Here is a 19,341-nt window from a genome sequence, read left to right as displayed (position 1 = left end):
GCGCTGGCCGAAGGATCAGTCCGCGCCCCAAACCTCGGCGGCGACGTCCATGACGAGCTGCATCTTGGCGGTCTGCTGCTCGAAGGCGATATCGTTGCCATGAACCGTCGAGGCGAAGCCGCACTGCGGCGAGAGCGCGAGCTGGTCGATCGGGCAGAACTTGGCGGCCTCCTCGATGCGGCGCAGGATCTCGTCGCGCGTCTCCAGTTCGCCGAGCTTGGTGGTGACGAGGCCGAGCACGACCTGCTTGCCCTTGGGCACGAAGCGCAGCGGCGCGAAATCGCCCGAACGCGCATCGTCATATTCCAGCAGGAAACTGTCGATGCCGACCTCGTTGAACATGATCTCCGCGACCGGCTCATAGCCGCCCTCGGCCGCCCAGCTGGAGCGGAAATTGCCCCGGCACAGATGCATGGCGGTGAACATGTCGGCCGGCGCGGTTGCCAGCGCATCGTTGATCATCTTGGCATAATGGCGCGGCAGGTCATCGGGATCGAGGCCGCGCTTGCGGGCATTCTCGCGCTGCTTGTCGTCGCACAGATAAGCAAGGTTGGTGTCGTCGAGCTGCAGGTAGCGGCAGCCGGCGGCGGCGAGATCGGCGACTTCTTCCTGATAGGCCGAGGCGACGTCCGCGAAGAAGTCCTTCATGTCCGGATAGACCGCCTCGCTGATGCCTTCGCGGCCGGCGCGGAAGTGCAGCATGGTGGGCGAGGGGATCGTGACCTTGGCGGTCTCGCGCGTGACGCTCGCCAGATACTCGTAATCGGCGCGCTGGATTGGCCTGGCATGCGCGATCTTGCCGACCACGACCATCTTGGGCGGCGCGAAATGGACGTCCTTGCCGATGGCATTCTGGAACTGGACTTCCATGCCGCCTTGCTCCTCGATGCCGTCGAGCTGGAGCAGGAAATCGGTGTGGAAGAACTTCCGGCGGAACTCGCCATCGGTGATCGCCTTGAGGCCGAGGCTCTCCTGATAGGCGGCGATGTCGCGAATCGCCTCATCCTCGACGGCGCGCAGCGCGGCTGCGTCGATGGTGCCGGCCTGACGGGCATCACGCGCCTCGATCAGGGCCCGCGGGCGCAGAAAACTGCCGACATGATCGGCGTGGAAGGGGGGCTTCGCTTTCGTGCCCGCATCAATCTTGTCGTGCTTCATCGTCTCTCTCCGATGCTGTGGAAGCAGCACATATAAAGTAATCTTTATATATAAAAAGCTTTATATGTGATGAATTCGGAACGTGCGCCATACCGAGCCGGAACGACGACGGGACGCGCGGGGCGCCAACGCCGCAAAACGGGCCTCGATCACCAGAAATCCAGGATAGGTCCAGCATTCGCTGCGCGGACGCACGAAGTCAGAAAAGGCCGTGCCTCAGGGCGTCGGATGATTGGGCCGCAGCCCGGCGAGGCGGGGCCGCGTGAACAGCTTCCCCTTTTCCGCCCACAGGATGAAGCCGAGCGCGATGAGGCCGGTCACGAAGAAGCCCTGCGCGAGCGGCCCGGTGGTGCCGTCGAAGCGTTGGCCAGTCATCGCGCCGATCGCTGTCGCCAGCGCCATGCGCGCGAAGCTCTGGAAACTGGCGGCCGAGCCGGCGATCCGGCCGAAGGGCTCCATGGCGATCGAGCCGAAATTCGATCCTGTGAAGCCGACCATGCCCATGTTGATCGCGACCAGCGCGACGAAGAGGACCAGCGGCTCGGGGTGAAGCCGGCTCGCAAGGAGCTGGAGCAGGCTCAGGGTGATGAAGCCGAGCAATGCGGTGTGAGACACGCGGCGCGCGCCGAACCGCTCGACGATGCGGCTGTTCGAGAAATTGGCCAGGCCCATCGACCCCGCGACGCAGGCGAAGGCGATCGGGAAGACATCGGCCGCGTGGAACACGTCGTAGAAGATCTGCTGCGAGCTGTTCAGGAAGCCGAACATGCCGCCCATCATGAGGCTGGCACCCAGCATATAGCCGACGCCCTGCCGATCGGTGAGGCAGCTCAACCAGTTGCGCGCGATGGTCGGGATCGCGATGGGCTGACGATACTCGGCATGCAGCGTCTCGGGCAGCCGGAACCAGGCCCAGGTGAAGACCATGGCCGCGGCGACGGCGAGGACATGGAAGATCTTGCGCCAGCTTGCCACCTCGAGAACGAGCTGGCCGATCGACGGCGCGAGCACCGGCACGAGCATGAACACGATAATGATGAGACTCATCAGCCGCGCCATCTGGTCGCCGGCGAAGCGGTCCCGGATCACCGACACGGCGAGCACGCCAAGACCTGCGGCGAAGAAGCCATGGACCGCGCGCATCGTCAGCAGAATCTCGTAGGTCGGCGAGATGCCGCTGGCGAGGCCCCCGATCGCCGAAAATGCGATGGATAGCAGCAGCATCGGCCGGCGCCCGAACCGGTCCGAGAGCGGGCCAGCGACCAGCGAGCCCACCGCGTTGGCCATCATGTAGGTCGAGATCATATACTGCATGTTGTTGGGATTGGTGACATGCAGGGCCGCGCGGATCGCCGGAAAGGCCGGCAGCATCGCGTCGATGGCCAGCGCGTTCAGCGCCATGATTGACGCCATCAGCGCCACGAATTCGCGGTCGCGCATCGGGAAGGGCTTTGTCTCGGCGGACATGGGATTCGGCCTGATCGTTTGCTTGCTATTATTAACCGGGTGGTGTCCTATGCACGGACAGGCCCGATTTTGCCAGCCCGTGAGCGGAAGAATTATCCCCGCAGCAGAAACACCGCATGCTCGGCGAAGAGATTGGCGTTGGTCGAGCCGGTCTCGCGTCCGCCATTGAGGAACCATTGTCCGTCGATCTTCCAGCCATGCTCGCGCACCATCGCGCGGAAGTCGTCGATGGTCACATGATGGATGTTGGGCGTGTCGTACCAGAGATGCGGCAGGATCTTGTTGACCGGCATGCGCCCGCCGAACAGCAGGGAGAAGCGCCCGCGCCAATGCGCGAAATTGGGGAAGGAGACGAAGGCCTGCTTGCCGATACGCAGCAATTCCTGAACGACCTTGTCCGGCCGGCGCGTGGTCTGCAAGGTCTGGCTGAGGATGGCGTAATGGAAGCTGTTGTCGGGATAATAGCTCAGATCCGTGTCGGCGTCCCCTTGCACCACCGAGAGGCCGCGCGCCACGGCGCTGGCGACATTGGCAGGGTCGATCTCCAGCCCGCGCACGTCCGCTCCGGCAGAATCGCGCAGCGCCGCCATCAGCGCGCCGTCCCCGCAGCCGACATCGAGCACCCGCGCGCCGCGCGCGACATGTCGGGCGATGAGCGCCAGATCTGGGCGCAGCGTATCGGTCACGACGCCTGGCTCAGCATGCTGGCGAAATCCGACGCGAACCGCTCCATGTAGCGATCGGGCCGCATCAGCGCGTTGAAGCCGAGCGCGGCATAGACGCCGTGGGCATCCGCCGTGGTCAGGCCAATGCGGCGCAGGCCCTGAAAATCGGGATGGTCGAGGAACCAGCCGACCATGCGCCGTCCGAGCCCCTGGCCCCGCGCCGGCTCGTCGACCCAGACGTCGGCAAGCCAGGCGAACGTCGCATGATCGGTAATCATCCGCGCGAAGCCGATCTGCGCGCCGTCCGCATCGTAGGCGCCAAGGCAATGCGAGCCGGCGATGGCCCGCTCGACGATCTCGCGTGCGATGCCGGGCGACCAATAGCTGGATGCGAGCCAGTCGTGGATGCGCGCGACGTCGAGCCGCGGCTTTTCGTCAGAGAGCGTGATCATTCGCCGGCCCGCAGGAACCCGTCGATGACCCGGTTCATCTCCGGCGCCTCCAGGAGGAAGGCGTCATGGCCGAAGGGGCTGGCCAGCTCGACGAAGCTCGCCTCGCGCCCGGCTGCATGCAGCGCATGGACGATGTTGCGCGATTCCCGCGTGGGATAGAGCCAGTCGGTGTCGAAACTGATCAGGCAGAAGCGCGCCCGCGTCCGCCCGAAGGCGAGCGCGAGGCTGCCGTCATGATCCTCGGCGAGATCGAAATAGTCGGTTGCGCGTGTGATGTAGAGATAGGAGTTGGCATCGAACCGCTCGACGAAGCTGATGCCCTGGTGGCGCAGATAGCTCTCGACCTGAAAATCGGCGTCGAAACCGAAGGTCTTGCTGTCGCGCCCCTGCAGCCGCCGCCCGAACTTCTCGGTGAGGCCTGCCTCGGAGAGATAGGTGATGTGCGCGGCCATGCGCGCCACGGCGAGGCCCGCTGCGGGCGCGTCGCCATCGGCATAATAATTACCGCCCCGCCAGCGCGGATCGGCCATGATCGCCTGGCGCCCGACCTCGTGGAAAGCGATGTTCTGCGCGCTGTGCCGCGCGGTCGAGGCGATGACGATGGCGCCGCGCACCCGATCGGGGAAAATCGTTGGCCAGGCGAGCGCCTGCATCCCGCCCATCGATCCGCCGATGACGGCTTCCAGCTTCGCCACCCCGAGATGATCGAGCAGCATTGCCTGCGCGCGCACCATGTCGGCGATGGTGATGACCGGGAAGCGCATCGCGTAGGGCACGCCGATTACCGGGTCGACGCTGGCCGGACCCGAGGAACCGAGGCAGCTTCCCAGTACATTGGCGCAAATGATGAAATGACGATCCGGGTCGATCGGCTTGTCCGGCCCGACAGCGCGGGTCCACCAGCCCGGTTTGCCCGTCACCGGATGGCTCGAGGCGACGAACTGGTCGCCGGTCAGCGCGTGGCAGATCAGGATGGCGTTGCTGCCATCGGCATTCAGGCTGCCATAGGTCTCGTACGCGATGTCGACGGGCGCCAGCGCCCCGCCGCCGTCGAGCTTCAGCGGTCCGGGCAGCCGGACGGTCCGGCGCAGGCCGAAGCGCTGGTCGGTCGCGGCGGCGGCGATGTCGCTCTGCACGGACATGGCCCAGCGATTGAGCCGATGCGCAGGGCTTGTCAATCGGTGGGCACTTTTGTGGGATTGACGGGCAGCGGGTGGGCAGGTTCAACGGCTTTGTGACGGAAGCGATCGACAATACCGGACCCGTGCTGGTGATTGCAGGATCGGCACGCGCCGACGGCACCACGATGTTGATCGTGCGCCGGCTGCAGGGGTTGCTTGGCGAGCGGGCGGACGTCATCGATCTTGCAGAATGGCGCATCGAGCCGTTTCGCTATGGCGGCTCGCTGGACCGGGACGATTTCCGCGCGATCGCGCGGGCCATGGCGGCGCGGCGGCACACCATCTTTGTGACGCCGGTCTACTGGTACGCGATGAGCGGGATCATGAAGATCTTCTTCGATCGGTTCACCGATCTTCTGCGCCAGCCGGAGGGCCGAGCGCTGGCCGGTGGCACGCTGTCGTGCGTGGTTACCGGCACGGATCCTACCCCGCCGCCGGGCTTCGAGGAGCCCTTCGCACGCACCGCTGCCTTCTTCGCAATGGATTGGGGCGGGAAGACCTACGTGATGTCCGATCGCGGCAAACCGCTGGACGAAACGGCGCTGGCGCCGCTGGCCGGGCTTGCAGGACGCATCTGACCGCGCAAAGCCGCCCTTTGCCAATCACCCCGCGCGCCGCTAAAGGCGCAGGCCATGACAGACACAGATATCCTCACCGCCGACGCCCCCGTCCCCAAGGACTGGATCATGGCGATCGCACCCTATGTGCCCGGCAAGTCCAAGACGGACGACGGGCGCAGCGTCGCCAAGCTTTCCTCCAACGAGAATCCGTTCGGTACCTCGCAGGCCGTGCGCGATGCCTTCGTCTCGGCTGCGCCGGTGCTGGAGCGCTATCCGGACAGTGCCGCAGTCGAGCTGCGCACGGCATTGGGCGCGCATTATGATCTCGATCCGGAGCGCATCCTTTGCGGCACCGGCTCCGACGAAGTGTTGCACATGGCGGCCGGTGCTTTTGCCGGGCCGGGCGACGAGGTCATCTATGTGCGCTATGGTTTTACGGTCTATCCGATCGCGACCCGCCGCGTCGGCGCGACACCGGTGGTGGCGCCGGACAAGGATTATGCGACCGATGTCGATGCGATCCTGGCACGGGTGACGGACAGGACGCGCATCGTCTTCGTCGCCAATCCGAACAACCCCACTGGCACCTATTCATCGCGCGCAGAGATTGCCCGTCTGCATGCGGGGCTGCCCCGCCACGTGCTGCTGGTGCTTGATCAGGCCTATACGGAATATCTCGATTCGCAGGATGACGATGGCGGACTGGAACTGGCCCGTACCCAGCCCAACGTTCTGGTGACGCGTACCTTCTCGAAGATTTTCGGCCTGGCGTCGGCGCGCGTTGGCTGGGGCTATGGTAGCCCCGCTGTCATTGATGCGATGAACCGCATCCGCCAGCCCTTCTCGTTCAGCATCGCCGCCGGACGCGCGGCGATCGCGGCGCTCCATGACCGCGATTTCGTCGAGCGCAGCCGTGCGCATAATCTGGAATGGCGCACGCGCTTCGAAGCAGAGATCAACGCGCTCGGCAACAAGGGCCTGCGCGCCGTGCCATCGAAGGCGAATTTCAGTCTCGTCCTGTTCGAGGGCGAGACCAGTGCCGAGACGGCATACAAGGGCCTGATGGACGCTGGCTATATCGTGCGCTGGCTACCGGGGCAGGATCTGCCACATGGCCTGCGCATCACCATCGGCACGCCCGAGGAGATGACCGGTCTCATCGCCGCGCTGCGCAAGATTGTCGGCGCCGCCTGATGATGCCGTTCACGCGCATCACCATCATCGGCCTCGGCCTGATCGGCTCGTCGCTGGCGCATGCTATCCGCGCCTATCTGCCCACGGTGCGCGTGACCGGCCATGATGCGAGCCCGCAGGTACGCGAGATCGCGCGGCGCATCGACCTGTGCGATGACATTACCGATACGGCAGGCGCGTCGGTCGTCGATGCCGATCTGGTGATCCTCTGCGTGCCGCCCGGCGGGATGAAGGCGGCGGCGATGGCGATCGCCGATGACCTGCCGGCCGAGGCGATCCTGTCGGAAACTGCCTCCTGTCAGGCAAGTATCATCGCGGCGATCCGCGAGGTTCTGCCGGACGTTACGATGGTCCCGGCGCATCCCGTCGCCGGCACGGAGAATAGCGGGCCGGAAGCGGGTTTCGCGACCTTGTTCCAAAACCGCTGGTGTATCCTGACGCCGCCTGAGGGTACCGATCCTATCGCGATCGCTCGCGTCGAGGAATTGTGGAAGCGGATCGGCGCCAATATCGAGATGATGGACCCGGCGCATCATGACCTTGTGCTCGCCATCACCAGCCACCTGCCGCATATCATCGCCTACACGATCGTCGGTACGGCCAGCGACCTTGAGGACGTAACCCGCAGCGAGGTGATCAAATTCTCGGCCGGCGGCTTTCGTGACTTCACCCGCATCGCCGCCTCCGACCCGACCATGTGGCGCGACGTGTTCCTGGCAAACAAGGACGCCGTTCTGGAAATGCTCCAGCGCTTCACCGAGGATCTGACCCAGCTCCAGCGCGCGATCCGCTGGGGCGACGGCGAGGCATTGTTCGATCATTTCTCCAAAACACGTGCGATTCGCCGCTCGATCATCGAGCAGGGGCAGGATGATGCCGCGCCGGATTTCGGGCGCCATCACGAATAGGACTTCGACTGGGCCGGGTCTGTTTCGGCTGCGGACAAGCGCGGTCAGGCCCTCATCCATAGCGGGTGTGGACGGTCGTCACCTTGAAGGGCAACTCGATGTCGAGCTTCACGCTGGGCGTGGAAGACCGGCCGCCAGCCAGGCCCGGCGGCCGCACGATGACGGCGTTGCACAGCACGCCGGCCGCCGAGAAGCACCATTTTTCCAGCCATTCCCGATATTGCGTGGCGAGGTAGCTCGGACAATAGCCGACGGTCCGGCCGCCGATCTCGATGGCTACGGTATTTCTCTGGAGAGGGTTGCCATCCCGGCAGACGAGGGCTGCGATGCACTCCTGCCGGTCCCCGTTCGCCTTGCCGGCCGGGGCGAGATCGCGCAGCGTCTCTTCGAACGGCCCGACGCTGATCACGTCGAACGCAAAATCTCTCCGGCCATGCAGGAACAGGCCGAGACCCGGCCCTGCGGGTGCGGCCGCAGGGCGATGTGTCCGTCCCGCAAGGAGGCGAAGGAAAGAGGCGACCATTCCCGCTCCCATGCTCCATGTGCCCCGGAGCGTTTAGATCAGGCGATAGCTATCACCCTAGACGGGGAATGTTACACTCGTTGTGCGCGCATCAGCGCCTTTTGGTCGGTCCGCGCTTCGAGCTGGTGTGGCGGATGTTCGCCGGCCTGCCCTGCCGCCGGATCGGTCGGCCCGCGCCCGGCCTGCGCCGGTCGCCGCCGCGCACCGGGAGGTGGCTCGCGCCGACTGGCAGCTCGAAGCGCAGCGCGCCGCTGACCGGATCGGCCTCGACCAAGCGTAGATCGATCATGTCGCCGAGCGCATAGCGGGTGCCGCTATGCTCGCCTTCCAGAGCGTGATGCACCTCGTCATAACGGAAGCGCTCGGCGCCCAGCGTCGAGACCGGCACCAGCCCGTCACCGCCGAGTTCCACCACCGTCGCGAAGAAGCCGAAATTCTGCACGCCAGTAATGCGGCAGGCCAGGACCTCGCCGACCCGCGCCGAGAGGAACGCCGCGACATAGCGGTCGATCGTCTCGCGCTCCGCCTCCATCGCGCGGCGCTCATACTGGCTGATCCGCTCGCCGATCGGCGCGAGATCGGCAACGTCCTCGGCTGACAAGCGCGTGCCCGCGGCGATCGCCTTGTCCTTGGGCGCGGGTAGCTCAAGGCTGTAAGCACCCACCAGCGAGCGGTGGACCAGGAGATCCGCATAGCGGCGGATCGGCGAGGTGAAGTGTGCATAGCTGCCGAGCGCGAGGCCGAAATGCCCGGCATTGCGCGGGCCGTAATAGGCCTGCGTCTGGCTGCGCAATATCTGCTCCATGATCTGCGGGCGGGCGGCGGCATCGTCTGGGATCTGGGCGATGATGCGGTTGAAGGTCTTGGTGGTGATGACCTGACCGAGGGCGAGCGGGATTTCGAACGTGTCGAGATAATCCTTGAGCGCCGTCAGCTTCTCGCGGCTGGGCGGCTCGTGGATGCGATACATGACCGGCGCCTTCTTCGCCTCCAGCGCCTTGGCCGCCGCGACATTGGCGCTGATCATATATTCCTCGATCAGCCGGTGCGCATCGAGCCGCTCGCGGATCGCGATGCTGACGATGCGGCCGGCCTCGTCCAGCACCACGCGCCGCTCGGGCAGATCGAGATCGAGCGGATCGCGCGCTGTGCGCGCCTTGTCCAGCAGCCGCCAGCAGGCCCAGAGCGGCTTCAGCGCCGCCTCCACCAAATTGTCCGCCACCAGCCGGTTGAGCATCAGCGGATCGAAGCGCGGATCGGCGATGCTCGGGCCTGGCCGGCCGGCATCATGATCGATGGCGAGCTGCGCCTGCTCGTAGGGAATGTTGGCCGCGACGCGGATGACGGCGCGGGCGAAGCGCCAGCCCGTAACCTTGCCATGCTTGTCGATGACGAGGTGACAGGCCATGGCGGCCCGGTCCTCGGCTGCGCGCAGCGAGCACATGTCCGACGACAATGCATGGGGCAGCATCGGCACGACCAGATCGGGGAAATAGACGCTGTTGCCGCGCCGCCGCGCCTGGCGGTCGAGGGCTGAGCCGGGGCGAACATAATAGCTAACATCGGCGATAGCCACGATCGCCCTGTAGCCGCCCTCATTGGCGGGATCTTCATCCGCCGCAGCCCAGACCGCATCGTCGAAATCGCGCGCGTCGACCGGGTCGATCGCGACGATGGGAAGGTGACGCAGATCCTCGCGCTGGTCGGCATGGAGGGGCAGGTCATGGACCTTCGCGGCTTCTTCCTCGGTCTCCTCGGGAAATTCATGGGGGATGCCATATTTGTGGATGGCGATCAGGCTGAAGCTGCGCGGCTGGAAGGGATCGCCCAGCACTTCCGTCACACGTGCAAAGACCTTGGGCGGCCGCCCGCTGGTCTCGGCGAGGACGAGATCGCCCAACTCGGCCTCTCCCGCGTCGCTGATCGCGGTCTCGTGGCGGACGCGCTTGTCGACCGGGCGCAGGACGAGCTTGCCGCGCTCATCCTTGCCGACGACGCCGAGCATCTGCTCGGCGGCACCGGCGAGCTTCTTCATCGGATGGGCGATCCAGCCCCGGCCGGCTTCCTCGGTGCGCGCGAGGATGCGGTCGCCCACGCCCAGCGCGCCGCGCTTGCCGCGCTCCATGACGCGCAGGCGCGGGATGGGGATGCCCTCCGCCTCCCAGCGCTCGGGGACCGCGATCACCTGCCCGCCCTCGGCATCGACGACGCGCAGCACCGTTACTTTGGGCACGCCGCCCATCTTGTGAAAAGCGCGCGCCGGGCCGCTGTCGATCAGGCCTTCGTCGGCCATGTCCTTGAGCAGGGCCTTCAGGAGGATCTTCTCATTGCCTTTCAGCCCGAACGCCTTGGCAATCTCGCGCTTGCCGGCCGGCGTGTCGGACTCCGAGATGAAGTCGATGATCTGCTGACGGCTCGGCATGCCGGCCGGTTTGATGTGCCTGGGTTTGTGGGGTGATGCCATGGGCCGGGTATAGGGATCGGCGCGCGCGAGGGCCAATCAAATGAGGGTGATACCGGCGATGCGGCTCAGGACAGGGCGAGATTGTAGCTGTAGAAGGCCGTCTCGCGAACCCAGCCATTGGCTTCATAGATGTTTTGCGCGGTCAGATTGTCGATGGCCGTTGAGAGCGTCAGCCGCGCCGCGCCCTCCGTTCGGGCGAAATCGGCGGCGGCGGCGAGCAGGGCTTTGCCGACGCCGAGCTTGCGGCGCTCAGGGGCGACATACAGGTCGTTCAGAATGAAGATGCGCTGCATGCGCGTCGAGGTGAAGCTTGGGTAGAGCTGGGTGAAGCCGAGCGCCGCGCCGGCCTCGTCGAGCGCGAGGAAGATGGTCGATTGCGCGCGCTTGAGGCGCTCGGACAGAAATGCGCGGGCGCCCGACAGGTCGGAGGGCTGGGCGTAGAATTGGCGATAGGCGTCGAACAGCGGGACGAGCTGATCGAGGTTGACGATGGTGGCCTGGTGGATGTGCATGGGGATCATGTCCAGTGTCAGTTGGCCATCTTCCTCCAGTCGATCTTGCGGGTCTGGACGGATCGAACGGCACGTCCTTGTTCATCCTTAGCGGGCGTGACACGCGCCCTTCGCAGGACCAATGCACAAGATTGGCCATCAAGCTTGCCCGACCCGCTCGTTTCGATGATCGCGCAGTTTTCCGCACGGCCTTTTTCGGTGACGTCGAACTGGACAGTCGTGACGCCGGTCTTGGATTTGGCTGCGGCGTCCGCCGGATAATCGCCATCGTCCTGCCAAGTGCGGGGCTTGGGCAAATCGGACTGCGCCACTGACGGCGCTGCGATGAGCAGCGCCGTCAGTATTGCGGATATCGGCTTAGTTTTTCCCCGTCTCATGCCGTTTCACTAACATGAGGACAGGTTGCCCCTCAATCCCGCAGCAGGTCGTTGATCCCAGTCTTGGAGCGCGTCTGCTCGTCGACGGTCTTAACGATGACGGCGCAGTAGAGGCTTGGGCCGGGCGTACCGTCCGGGAGTGGCTTGCCGGGGAGCGCGCCGGGGACGACGACCGAATAAGGCGGCACTTCGCCCATGAAGACCTTGCCCGTGGCGCGGTCGACGATCTTGGTCGATTGGCCGATGAACACGCCCATGGACAGCACGGCGCCCTTGCCGATGCGCACGCCCTCGACGACTTCGGAGCGCGCGCCGATGAAGCAGTCATCCTCAATGATGACCGGATCGGCCTGTAGCGGCTCGAGCACGCCGCCGATGCCGACGCCACCGGAGAGATGCACGTTCTTGCCGATCTGCGCGCAGCTGCCCACCGTCACCCAGGTATCGACCATCGTGCCCTCGCCGACATAGGCGCCGATATTGGTGAAGCTCGGCATCAGGATGACATTCTTTGCGACATGCGCGCCGGCGCGCACGACGGAGCCGGGCACGGCGCGGAAGCCGGCGGCGCGGAACTCCGCCTCGCCCCAGCCGGTGAACTTGCTCGGCACCTTGTCCCACCAGTGACCGGCGCCCGGGCCATTGTCGATCAGGCCATTGTCGTTGAGGCGGAAGCTCAGCAGCACCGCCTTCTTGAGCCATTGATTGACCTGCCAGCCATTTGCCGTGGGCTCGGCCACGCGCGCTTCGCCCGAATCGAGGAGCGCCAGCGCGCGGTTCACCGCGGCGCGCACGTCCCCGCCGGTGGTGAGGCCGATATTGGCGCGGTCGTCCCAGGCCGTGTCGATGGTGGCGATCAGGGTCGTGTCGGTCATGGCGTCCTCTCGAGAGTCGTCTTTGGGGCGGAGTTGCGCGCCCCATAGGACAAAATGCCCAGCTGTGCACCCCGAACAAATCGTGAGAATTCGAACTATCGCCCGCGCGCGTGGACGGATATTGCCACACGGAGTATCGACATGCGTTACCCCAGATCAGGAGAGAGACATGGGCCAGATCACGCTTTCGCAAGCCAATGCCATCATCGCCGGCGCCTTCGCCAAGGGGGCGGAAGCGCGCCTCAATCCGCTGAGCGTCGTGGTGACGGATGCCGGCGGGCATCTCATCGCCTTCCAGCGTCAGGACGGCGCCTCGTTCGGCCGTGCGCAGATCGCGACCGGCAAGGCGGCGGGCGCGCTGGCGATCGGTGCTTCGTCGCGCCGGCTCGGCGTGATGGCGGAAGAGCGGCCCTGGTTCCTCGGCGCCTTTACCGCCTCGGCGCCGCATCCGGTGATCCCGGCGGCGGGCGGCGTGATCGTGGTCGATGCGAGCGGCGCATTCCTGGGCGCGGTCGGCGTCACCGGCGACACCTCGGACAATGACGAGGCGGCAGCGCTCGCCGGCATCGCGGCGGCCGGCCTCAAGGCGCAGGGCTGATCGTCATGACGAAGCAAGTGACACGCGCCGGCCTCTCGGTCGCGGCCGAGCTGGCGGACTTCATCGAAGGCCAGGCGCTGCCCGGCACGGGACTTACGGCTGAGGCTTTCTGGCAGGGCACGGCGGACATCTTCGCCCGCTTCGCCCCGCGCAACGAGGCGCTGCTCGCCAGGCGCGACGCTCTGCAGGCACAGATCGATGCCTGGCATCTGGCGCGCGCGGGCAAGCCGATCGATCAGGCGGAATATCAGGCCTTCCTGCGCGAGATCGGCTATCTGGTGCCCGAGCCGGCACCCTTCACGATCGGGTCCGACAATGTCGATCCCGAGCTCGCCAGCATGGCCGGGCCGCAGCTGGTCGTGCCCGTGCTCAATGCGCGTTTCCTGCTCAACGCGGCCAATGCGCGCTGGGGCAGCCTCTACGACGCGCTCTACGGGACGGATGCGATTCCGGGCAAGGCGGCGCCGGGCGGCTATGATGCGGCACGCGGCGCGCAGGTGATCGCCTGGGCCAAGGCCTTCCTCGACAAGGCAGTGCCGCTCGAGTCCGGCAGCTGGGCCGATCTCGGCGATTCATCGGACGGCATCGCACTGGCCGATCCGTCGCAATATGTTGGCAGGAGCGAGACGAGCCGGCTGTTCCGGCACAACGGGTTGCACATCGAGGTGGTCTTCGACCCGGCGCATCCGATCGGCCGGGACGATCCCGCCGGTATCGCCGACATCCTGCTCGAATCCGCGCTCTCGACCATCGTCGATCTGGAGGATTCGGTCGCGGCGGTGGACGCGCAGGACAAGGTCGCGGCCTATGCCAACTGGCTCGGCCTGATGAAGGGCGATCTGGAAGCGACCTTCGAGAAGGGCGGCAGGACGCTGACGCGCAGACTCGACGCAGACCGCGTTTATGCCGGGCCGGGTGGCGCCGAGGTGGTCCTCAAGGGCCGCAGCCTGCTGTTCGTGCGCAATGTCGGGCATCTCATGACCACGCCGGCGATTCATCTGGCCGATGGCGAAGAGGCGCCGGAGGGTATTCTCGACGGCATCGTGACGAGCCTGATCGCGCTGCACGATCTCAAGGGCCTCGGCCAGTTCCGGAACAGCCGCACTGGCGGCATCTATATTGTGAAGCCCAAGATGCACGGGCCGGATGAATGCGCCTTCACCAATGATCTGTTCGACGCGATCGAGGATCTGCTGGGCCTGTCGCGCCACCAGCTCAAGGTCGGCGTGATGGACGAGGAGCGGCGCACGTCCGCAAACCTGGCCGCCTGCATTCATGCGGTGAAGGATCGCGTCGTGTTCATCAACACCGGCTTCCTCGATCGCACCGGCGACGAGATGCACACCTCGATGCGGGCCGGGCCGATGATCCGCAAGGGCGACATGAAGAGCGCCGCCTGGATCAAGGCCTACGAGGATCGCAACGTGCAGATCGGCCTCGCCGCCGGCTTCTCGGGCCGCGCGCAGATCGGCAAGGGCATGTGGGCTGCGCCGGATCGCATGGCCGACATGCTGGAGCAGAAGGTCGGCCATCCGATGACCGGCGCCAACACCGCCTGGGTGCCTTCGCCGACCGCCGCGACCTTGCACGCGACGCACTATCACGCTGTCGATGTCGCCGCCCGGCAGGCCAAGCGGGCGAGGGAGCCGGTCGCCCCGCTCGACGCGCTGCTGACCATTCCGGTCTCGCCCGGCACCAACTGGTCGCAGGAGGAGATCGCGCAGGAGCTGGAGAATAATGCGCAGGGCATTCTCGGCTATGTCGTGCGGTGGATCGATCAGGGTATCGGCTGCTCCAAGGTGCCGGACATCAACGATATCGGCCTGATGGAAGACCGCGCCACGCTGCGCATCTCCTCGCAGCATATCGCCAACTGGCTGCTGCATGGGGTCTGCACCGAGGCGCAGGTCAATGCCGCGTTCGACAAGATGGCGGCGAAGGTCGACGCGCAGAATGCGGACGACCCTCTCTACAAGCCAATGGCAGGGCATCCCGAAAGCATGGCCTGGCAGGCCGCGCGCGCGCTCGTGTTCGAGGGGATCGCACAGCCCAACGGCTATACCGAGCCGCTGCTGCATATGTGGCGGCGGAAGGTGAAGGGAGACTGACCCTCTCGCCCGCAGGGGTAAGGGCATGACTCCACAGCCCTTGTCATAAATCTAACAGCCATTGTCACCGGACAGCGCCGCCCCCCGCGCGCTACACCTGATCCCGCAGCATCGAACCGCGTGGGCGGAGCAGCGGCGCTTCTGGGTGTGCCCTGTTCTGTTGCGGAGGACGGCGTGTCGGATGGCTCTGGTGGGCGGGCAATCCGACAGGGTCGAGCGGCGCGCCAGTGCGACCCGGCGCGCCGCTCGGCTGTTTCCGCGGCGAGAGGCCAAGCAGGAGCGGAGATTGTACAGCGCGCGCGAACGGATATACCGATCGGCGGGAGAGACGGTGGGGGACCGATGACCAGCCTCAATATCCTCTATGTCGAAGATGATCCGCTGGCCGCGTCGGCCGTGCGAGCGCTGGTCGTGCAGGGCGGCGACCGGCTTGCCTGGGAGCAATCGGGACAGGCAGGGCTGCAGCGCGCCGCGGCGGAGCAGTTCGACGTCATCATTCTCGATCGCATGCTGCCCGATCTCGACGGGCTCGTCATCGTGTCGCGCCTGCGCGCGGCGGGCGTCGAGACGCCGGTGCTGATGCTCTCCGCGCTCGGCCGTAGCGAAAACCGGATCGAGGGGCTGGATGCCGGGGTCGATGATTATCTCGCCAAGCCCTATGAGCCGCCGGAGCTGCTCGCCCGCGTGAAGGCGTTGCACCGCCGCTCATCGGGCAAGGTGCATGGCGCCGTGATCATGTTTGGCGCGCTCGAATGTCATGTGAAGGCGCGGACCGCCTTCCGGTGCGGCCGCCACATCGCCCTCAGCCCCCGCGAGTTCGAGCTGTTCCGCTATTTCATGGAGAATGCCGGTGAGACGGTGACGCGCGAGATGCTGCTGCGCGACGTGTGGAACATGAATTTCGATCCGCAGACCAATGTCGTCGACGTCAATATCGGCCGCCTGCGGCGCAAGCTGGAGGACGGCTTCAAGACGCCGGCGCTGGAGACGATCTGGGGCGCGGGCTATCGGCTAACGGCCTGCGAATGACGCCAGCCGCCAGGACCAGGCGCGGTTCGTCGATCGTCTGGCGTGTCGCCAGCGCCTCGCTGCTGGTGGCGATGCTGGCCGTGGCCATGCTGTTCGCCGTCTCCTGGTCGACGGTCGAGCGCAGCGCGAGCGAGGCGCTGGCGGCGACCGTGACGACCGATCTCGCCGGCCTGATCGACATTCACGCCAGCTCCGGCGAGACCGAGCTGATCCGGCGCGTCGCGGATCGCAAGGATGTCGTCAATCTGGAGGGGCGTCCGGCGCATTATCTCGTCGCGCGCGGGGACGGCCGGCCGATCGCCGGCGACATACGTGCCTGGCCGCATCTCTCGGCCGCACTGTCCGAGCAGGGCTACGTGACGCTGACCGGCGGCACGAAGGTCTATGCGCGGGCTGCGAAGCTCGCGCCGGACCTGCAACTGCTCGTCGCGCGCGAATATGCGCAGGATCGCGAGACGCTGTCGCGCCTGACGCAGATCTTCCTCGGCGTCGGCGCGGCGATCATCCTCGTGGTCGGGCTGGTCGCGGTGCTGACGGCGCGGGGTCTGGCGCGGCGGATCGAGCGGATCAACGAGGGATTGCGCGCGGCGGCGGAGGGCTATCCGGCTGCACTCGAAAGCCCCAGCCATCCCGGTGACGAGGTCGACGAGCTGGCCCGGCAGGGCGCGCGATTGCTCGCCCGCCAGGCGCAGCTGGTGCGGGTGCAGAAGCACATGTCCGATCATGTCGCGCACGAGATCCGCACACCGCTCATGCATCTCGATGGCCGCCTCGCCGCCGCCCTGGAGGCGCGCCCGGAGCCGGGTGGCAAGGGCGCGCTGACCCAGTCCCGCAGCGACATTCGCGGCATCGTCGCGATGCTGGATTCGCTGCTCGACATCGCCTCCAACGAAGGGCGGCGCGGCGATCTCGCCGGCCTTGCGGAGCTGGACCTGTCGAGCTTGCTCAGCGATCTTGCCGCGCTTTACGAAGGCAGTGTCGAGGAGATGGGCCTGACGCTGGAAACCGCGATCGAGCCGGGCGTCACCATGCTGGCCGAGCGGATGCAGATCGTCCGTCTGGTCTCCAACCTGCTCGACAATGCGATCAAATATGTGCCTGCCGGCGGGCGCGTCTCGCTGACCCTGACCCAGGGACCGCGCATCATCATCGCCGATGATGGCCCCGGCATCCCGCACGAGGATCGCGCGCGCATCTTCGAGCGGTTCGCGCGCAGCGCCGGCCAGGTCTCGCAGCCCGGGCATGGCCTCGGCCTTGCCCTTGCGCGCGCGATCGCGCAGCGGCATGGGCTGATGCTGCGCCTCGCCGACAGTGCGCGCGGCGCCTGCTTCATCGTGGAACCGGAGGCATGACACCTATCTTCCTCTCATCTCGCACGATCCTGTGCCTTGCCGTCGGCCTGCTGCTCGGCGGCTGCGCGCAATCCCGCGCCGTTAAGACGGCACCCGCATCCTATGCCGCCGAGCCGGCGCTGGCGGTTGCGCAGCTCCTGGCGGCGGCAGAAATGGTCGTTGCGCAGCCGGGTGCCGACAAGCCCGCCCTGGCGCCGACCCTGGCCGCGCTCGACGCCCTTGGCGCGCATTCCGCCGCCAATGAGGCCGATCCCGTTCCGCAATGGCGCGCGCTGGTGCCCGGCGGCCAGTCCGCGCCGCCGATGCGAGGGCGCATGCTGGGGCCTGCCTATCGGCGCGGTACGGTCGAGGCTGGCGCTCGCGTGACGCTGGATCAGCTGTTCGATGGCGGCCGGCAGGCCCGGGTCGCCGTGGCGACGCCCGGTGCCCTGCCGGTCGGCATGGCCGTTCTCGATGGCGCCGGCAAACCGGTCTGCCCGAGCATTGCGCGGCAGGGCCAATGCAACTGGGTTCCGCCGTTCAGTGCGCGTCACCAGATTGTGATCAGCAATCCGGGGGCGAAGCCCGCTGTTTATTATCTCGTCATCGACTGAGCGCGGCCAACGCTCCATCACCCCAGCGAACACTGGAGTGACGGTCAAGGGATCAGTCCCGGCTACAGCGCCGCTTCATAGATGCGCGCCGCGTCCTCCTCGGTCATCACGCGCAGGTTGCGCTCGAGCAAGCGCGTCACTTTCATGGCGCTGAAGGCCATGCGGGGAATGGAATTGGCGCTGATGCCCATGCCGGTGAGACCGGCGGGGATACCGATCCGCGCGGAAAGCTCGGCGACCAGCTCGATGCCGGCGCGCGCCGTCGCTTCGTCGCTGCCACCCTCCGCGACGCCGAGCGCCCGGCCGATCTCGGCATAGCGGGCCGGTGCGGCCTCCAGATTGAACCGCAGCACATGGGGCAGCAGGATCGAATTGGCGACGCCGTGCGGGATGTGGAACTCACCGCCCAGCGGATAGGCCAGCGCATGGACGGCGGCCGTGTTCACGGGCCCCAGGCACATGCCGCCATAATAGCTTGCCCGCAGCATCGCCTCGCGCGCGACCAGATCAGTGCCATCGACGCAGGCGCGCTCGATATGGCCAGCAATCAGCCGGATACCTTCCAGCGCGAAGATATCGACCACCGGATGCGCGAACTTGTTGGCAAAAGCCTCGATGCAATGGGTGAGCGCGTCGATGCCCGTCGACGCGGTGACGGCGCGCGGCATGGAGACGGTCAGCTCGGGATCGAGATAGGCGAAGTCCGGCACCAGATATTTGCTGACAACGCCTTTCTTGAGTTCTTCATCCTCGTCGCCAAGGATCGCGATCGGCGTCACCTCGCTGCCGGTGCCAGCGGTGGTCGGCACGCAGGCGAGCGGCAGCGACCGGCTGGTCAGCAGGTCGACGCCGATGGTCTCCTTGAGCTGTTGGCGCCCGTCGATCAGCGCCGCGACCAGCTTGGCGACGTCCATCGCACTGCCGCCGCCAAGGCCGACGACACCGTCGGCGCCGCACGCTTTTGCCTGCGCCATCGCGTCGTGGAAATTGTCGATCGTTGGTTCGCCGGTCAGCGCATCCCAGACGGTCACGCCGATGCCACGCCCTTCAAGCGCGGCGATGAGCGGGGTGCACAGGCCGCGCGTGGGCGGCGTTGTGACGAGGAAGACGGATTTGACGCCCAATGTCGCGAAATCATCGGCGCAACCGATGACGACGCCCTTGCCGATCCGGACCGTCCCGACATTGTGGATCGTCACGGGCGCATTGAGGGTCATTTTGGAACTTCCGTCGATATCGTTCTTGGGCCCGTCCATTTGCGAATGAAGGGCCCAACTCGCTTGCACGAAGCGGAACTATGCATTGAACGGAAGTCGTCGACGCCT

19 protein-coding genes are annotated in these 19,341 nt (G+C 66.2%); 8 read left to right on the top strand and 11 right to left on the bottom strand.

Translation table 11 applies throughout. The features are described from left to right. Positions 1-15: 15 nt before the first annotated feature. The 5 genes from KK488_RS06155 to metX form a co-directional block, all read right to left on the bottom strand. The gene (locus tag KK488_RS06155; protein ID WP_214622253.1) at positions 16-1,158 is read right to left on the bottom strand and encodes a 5-methyltetrahydropteroyltriglutamate--homocysteine S-methyltransferase; all 1,143 of its coding nucleotides are present in this window, start codon (positions 1,156-1,158) and stop codon (positions 16-18) included. 216 nt (positions 1,159-1,374) lie between these two features. Then, complete coding sequence (locus tag KK488_RS06150; RefSeq protein ID WP_214622252.1) at positions 1,375-2,625, bottom strand: multidrug effflux MFS transporter; 1,251 nt, start codon at positions 2,623-2,625, stop codon at positions 1,375-1,377. A gap of 92 nt (positions 2,626-2,717) precedes the next feature. After that, on the bottom strand, positions 2,718-3,311 hold the full coding sequence (gene metW, locus KK488_RS06145) for a methionine biosynthesis protein MetW (RefSeq protein WP_214622251.1): 594 nt from the start codon (positions 3,309-3,311) through the stop codon (positions 2,718-2,720). Continuing rightward, positions 3,308-3,742 (bottom strand): GNAT family N-acetyltransferase, encoded by a 435-nt coding sequence (locus KK488_RS06140; RefSeq protein WP_214622250.1) that lies wholly within the window; start codon positions 3,740-3,742, stop codon positions 3,308-3,310. Before KK488_RS06140 ends, metW begins: the two co-directional genes overlap by 4 nt. Beyond that, entirely contained in the window at positions 3,739-4,884 is a 1,146-nt protein-coding gene (gene metX, locus KK488_RS06135; protein ID WP_214622249.1) for a homoserine O-acetyltransferase MetX, read from the bottom strand. The genes KK488_RS06140 and metX overlap by 4 nt, the downstream gene beginning before the upstream one ends. Positions 4,885-4,976: 92 nt before the next feature. Between metX and KK488_RS06130 the strand changes: the two genes are divergently transcribed. The 3 genes from KK488_RS06130 to KK488_RS06120 are packed head-to-tail and all read left to right on the top strand — an operon-like array spanning position 4,977 to position 7,585. Then, entirely contained in the window at positions 4,977-5,501 is a 525-nt protein-coding gene (locus KK488_RS06130; RefSeq protein WP_214622248.1) for a flavodoxin family protein, read from the top strand. Between the two features lie 54 nt (positions 5,502-5,555). Beyond that, entirely contained in the window at positions 5,556-6,677 is a 1,122-nt protein-coding gene (gene hisC / locus KK488_RS06125; protein WP_214622247.1) for a histidinol-phosphate transaminase, read from the top strand. Continuing rightward, on the top strand, positions 6,677-7,585 hold the full coding sequence (locus KK488_RS06120; protein WP_214622246.1) for a prephenate/arogenate dehydrogenase family protein: 909 nt from the start codon (positions 6,677-6,679) through the stop codon (positions 7,583-7,585). Before hisC ends, KK488_RS06120 begins: the two co-directional genes overlap by 1 nt. 52 nt (positions 7,586-7,637) lie before the next feature. On the opposite strand, the gene KK488_RS06115 is transcribed toward KK488_RS06120, so the two are convergent. The 5 genes from KK488_RS06115 to dapD all read right to left on the bottom strand — a co-directional run bounded on the left by KK488_RS06115 (position 7,638) and on the right by dapD (position 12,336). Next, a complete protein-coding gene (locus KK488_RS06115; protein WP_214622245.1) occupies positions 7,638-8,108 on the bottom strand; it encodes a hypothetical protein in 471 nt (156 codons plus the stop codon). Between the two features lie 91 nt (positions 8,109-8,199). After that, positions 8,200-10,572 (bottom strand): ribonuclease R family protein, encoded by a 2,373-nt coding sequence (locus tag KK488_RS06110; RefSeq protein ID WP_214622244.1) that lies wholly within the window; start codon positions 10,570-10,572, stop codon positions 8,200-8,202. 65 nt (positions 10,573-10,637) lie between these two features. Next, positions 10,638-11,093, bottom strand: a complete 456-nt coding sequence (locus KK488_RS06105) for a GNAT family N-acetyltransferase (RefSeq protein ID WP_214622243.1) — start codon at positions 11,091-11,093, stop codon at positions 10,638-10,640. An 8-nt stretch (positions 11,094-11,101) separates the two neighbouring features. Then, positions 11,102-11,461, bottom strand: coding sequence for an energy transducer TonB (locus KK488_RS06100; protein WP_214622242.1), 360 nt, complete (start codon positions 11,459-11,461; stop codon positions 11,102-11,104). Positions 11,462-11,493: 32 nt separating this feature from the next. Then, positions 11,494-12,336 carry a 2,3,4,5-tetrahydropyridine-2,6-dicarboxylate N-succinyltransferase gene (gene dapD / locus KK488_RS06095; RefSeq protein ID WP_214622241.1) on the bottom strand — a complete coding sequence of 281 codons (843 nt, stop codon included), beginning with the start codon at positions 12,334-12,336 and terminating at the stop codon, positions 11,494-11,496. 169 nt (positions 12,337-12,505) lie between these two features. Here dapD and KK488_RS06090 point away from each other — a divergent pair, with 169 nt between their 5' ends. The 5 genes from KK488_RS06090 to KK488_RS06070 all read left to right on the top strand — a co-directional run bounded on the left by KK488_RS06090 (position 12,506) and on the right by KK488_RS06070 (position 18,016). Then, positions 12,506-12,934 carry a GlcG/HbpS family heme-binding protein gene (locus tag KK488_RS06090; RefSeq protein WP_214622240.1) on the top strand — a complete coding sequence of 143 codons (429 nt, stop codon included), beginning with the start codon at positions 12,506-12,508 and terminating at the stop codon, positions 12,932-12,934. A gap of 5 nt (positions 12,935-12,939) precedes the next feature. Then, complete coding sequence (locus KK488_RS06085; protein WP_214622239.1) at positions 12,940-15,042, top strand: malate synthase G; 2,103 nt, start codon at positions 12,940-12,942, stop codon at positions 15,040-15,042. Positions 15,043-15,384: 342 nt separating this feature from the next. Beyond that, entirely contained in the window at positions 15,385-16,071 is a 687-nt protein-coding gene (locus KK488_RS06080) for a response regulator transcription factor (RefSeq protein WP_214622238.1), read from the top strand. Continuing rightward, the gene (locus KK488_RS06075) at positions 16,068-17,423 is read left to right on the top strand and encodes a sensor histidine kinase (RefSeq protein WP_214622237.1); all 1,356 of its coding nucleotides are present in this window, start codon (positions 16,068-16,070) and stop codon (positions 17,421-17,423) included. Before KK488_RS06080 ends, KK488_RS06075 begins: the two co-directional genes overlap by 4 nt. Beyond that, positions 17,420-18,016, top strand: coding sequence for a hypothetical protein (locus tag KK488_RS06070; protein ID WP_214622236.1), 597 nt, complete (start codon positions 17,420-17,422; stop codon positions 18,014-18,016). Before KK488_RS06075 ends, KK488_RS06070 begins: the two co-directional genes overlap by 4 nt. A gap of 62 nt (positions 18,017-18,078) precedes the next feature. Here the strand turns inward: KK488_RS06070 and KK488_RS06065 are convergent, their stop codons facing one another. Beyond that, complete coding sequence (locus tag KK488_RS06065; protein ID WP_214622235.1) at positions 18,079-19,233, bottom strand: iron-containing alcohol dehydrogenase; 1,155 nt, start codon at positions 19,231-19,233, stop codon at positions 18,079-18,081. Between the last annotated feature and the right edge of the window lie 108 nt (positions 19,234-19,341).

The sequence above is a fragment of the Sphingobium nicotianae genome (genome assembly GCF_018603885.1).
Taxonomy (GTDB): Bacteria; Pseudomonadota; Alphaproteobacteria; order Sphingomonadales; family Sphingomonadaceae; genus Sphingobium; species Sphingobium nicotianae.
The sequence above is the reverse complement of the archived record's forward strand: the minus strand, read 5'-3'. Positions and strand labels throughout refer to the sequence as shown.

What these genes read in the sequence shown, in the direction of transcription:
- KK488_RS06065 (WP_214622235.1), bottom strand. Translation starts at nt 19,233, where the DNA reads ATGACCCTCAATGCGCCCGTGACGATCCACAATGTCGGGACGGTCCGG.
- KK488_RS06140 (WP_214622250.1), bottom strand. Translation starts at nt 3,742, where the DNA reads ATGATCACGCTCTCTGACGAAAAGCCGCGGCTCGACGTCGCGCGCATC.
- KK488_RS06115 (WP_214622245.1), bottom strand. Translation starts at nt 8,108, where the DNA reads ATGGTCGCCTCTTTCCTTCGCCTCCTTGCGGGACGGACACATCGCCCT.
- KK488_RS06110 (WP_214622244.1), bottom strand. Translation starts at nt 10,572, where the DNA reads ATGGCATCACCCCACAAACCCAGGCACATCAAACCGGCCGGCATGCCG.
- KK488_RS06090 (WP_214622240.1), top strand. Translation starts at nt 12,506, where the DNA reads ATGGGCCAGATCACGCTTTCGCAAGCCAATGCCATCATCGCCGGCGCC.
- KK488_RS06150 (WP_214622252.1), bottom strand. Translation starts at nt 2,625, where the DNA reads ATGTCCGCCGAGACAAAGCCCTTCCCGATGCGCGACCGCGAATTCGTG.
- KK488_RS06080 (WP_214622238.1), top strand. Translation starts at nt 15,385, where the DNA reads ATGACCAGCCTCAATATCCTCTATGTCGAAGATGATCCGCTGGCCGCG.
- KK488_RS06155 (WP_214622253.1), bottom strand. Translation starts at nt 1,158, where the DNA reads ATGAAGCACGACAAGATTGATGCGGGCACGAAAGCGAAGCCCCCCTTC.
- KK488_RS06085 (WP_214622239.1), top strand. Translation starts at nt 12,940, where the DNA reads ATGACGAAGCAAGTGACACGCGCCGGCCTCTCGGTCGCGGCCGAGCTG.
- KK488_RS06120 (WP_214622246.1), top strand. Translation starts at nt 6,677, where the DNA reads ATGATGCCGTTCACGCGCATCACCATCATCGGCCTCGGCCTGATCGGC.
- KK488_RS06070 (WP_214622236.1), top strand. Translation starts at nt 17,420, where the DNA reads ATGACACCTATCTTCCTCTCATCTCGCACGATCCTGTGCCTTGCCGTC.
- KK488_RS06105 (WP_214622243.1), bottom strand. Translation starts at nt 11,093, where the DNA reads ATGATCCCCATGCACATCCACCAGGCCACCATCGTCAACCTCGATCAG.
- KK488_RS06075 (WP_214622237.1), top strand. Translation starts at nt 16,068, where the DNA reads ATGACGCCAGCCGCCAGGACCAGGCGCGGTTCGTCGATCGTCTGGCGT.
- hisC (WP_214622247.1), top strand. Translation starts at nt 5,556, where the DNA reads ATGACAGACACAGATATCCTCACCGCCGACGCCCCCGTCCCCAAGGAC.
- dapD (WP_214622241.1), bottom strand. Translation starts at nt 12,336, where the DNA reads ATGACCGACACGACCCTGATCGCCACCATCGACACGGCCTGGGACGAC.
- metX (WP_214622249.1), bottom strand. Translation starts at nt 4,884, where the DNA reads ATGTCCGTGCAGAGCGACATCGCCGCCGCCGCGACCGACCAGCGCTTC.
- KK488_RS06100 (WP_214622242.1), bottom strand. Translation starts at nt 11,461, where the DNA reads ATGAGACGGGGAAAAACTAAGCCGATATCCGCAATACTGACGGCGCTG.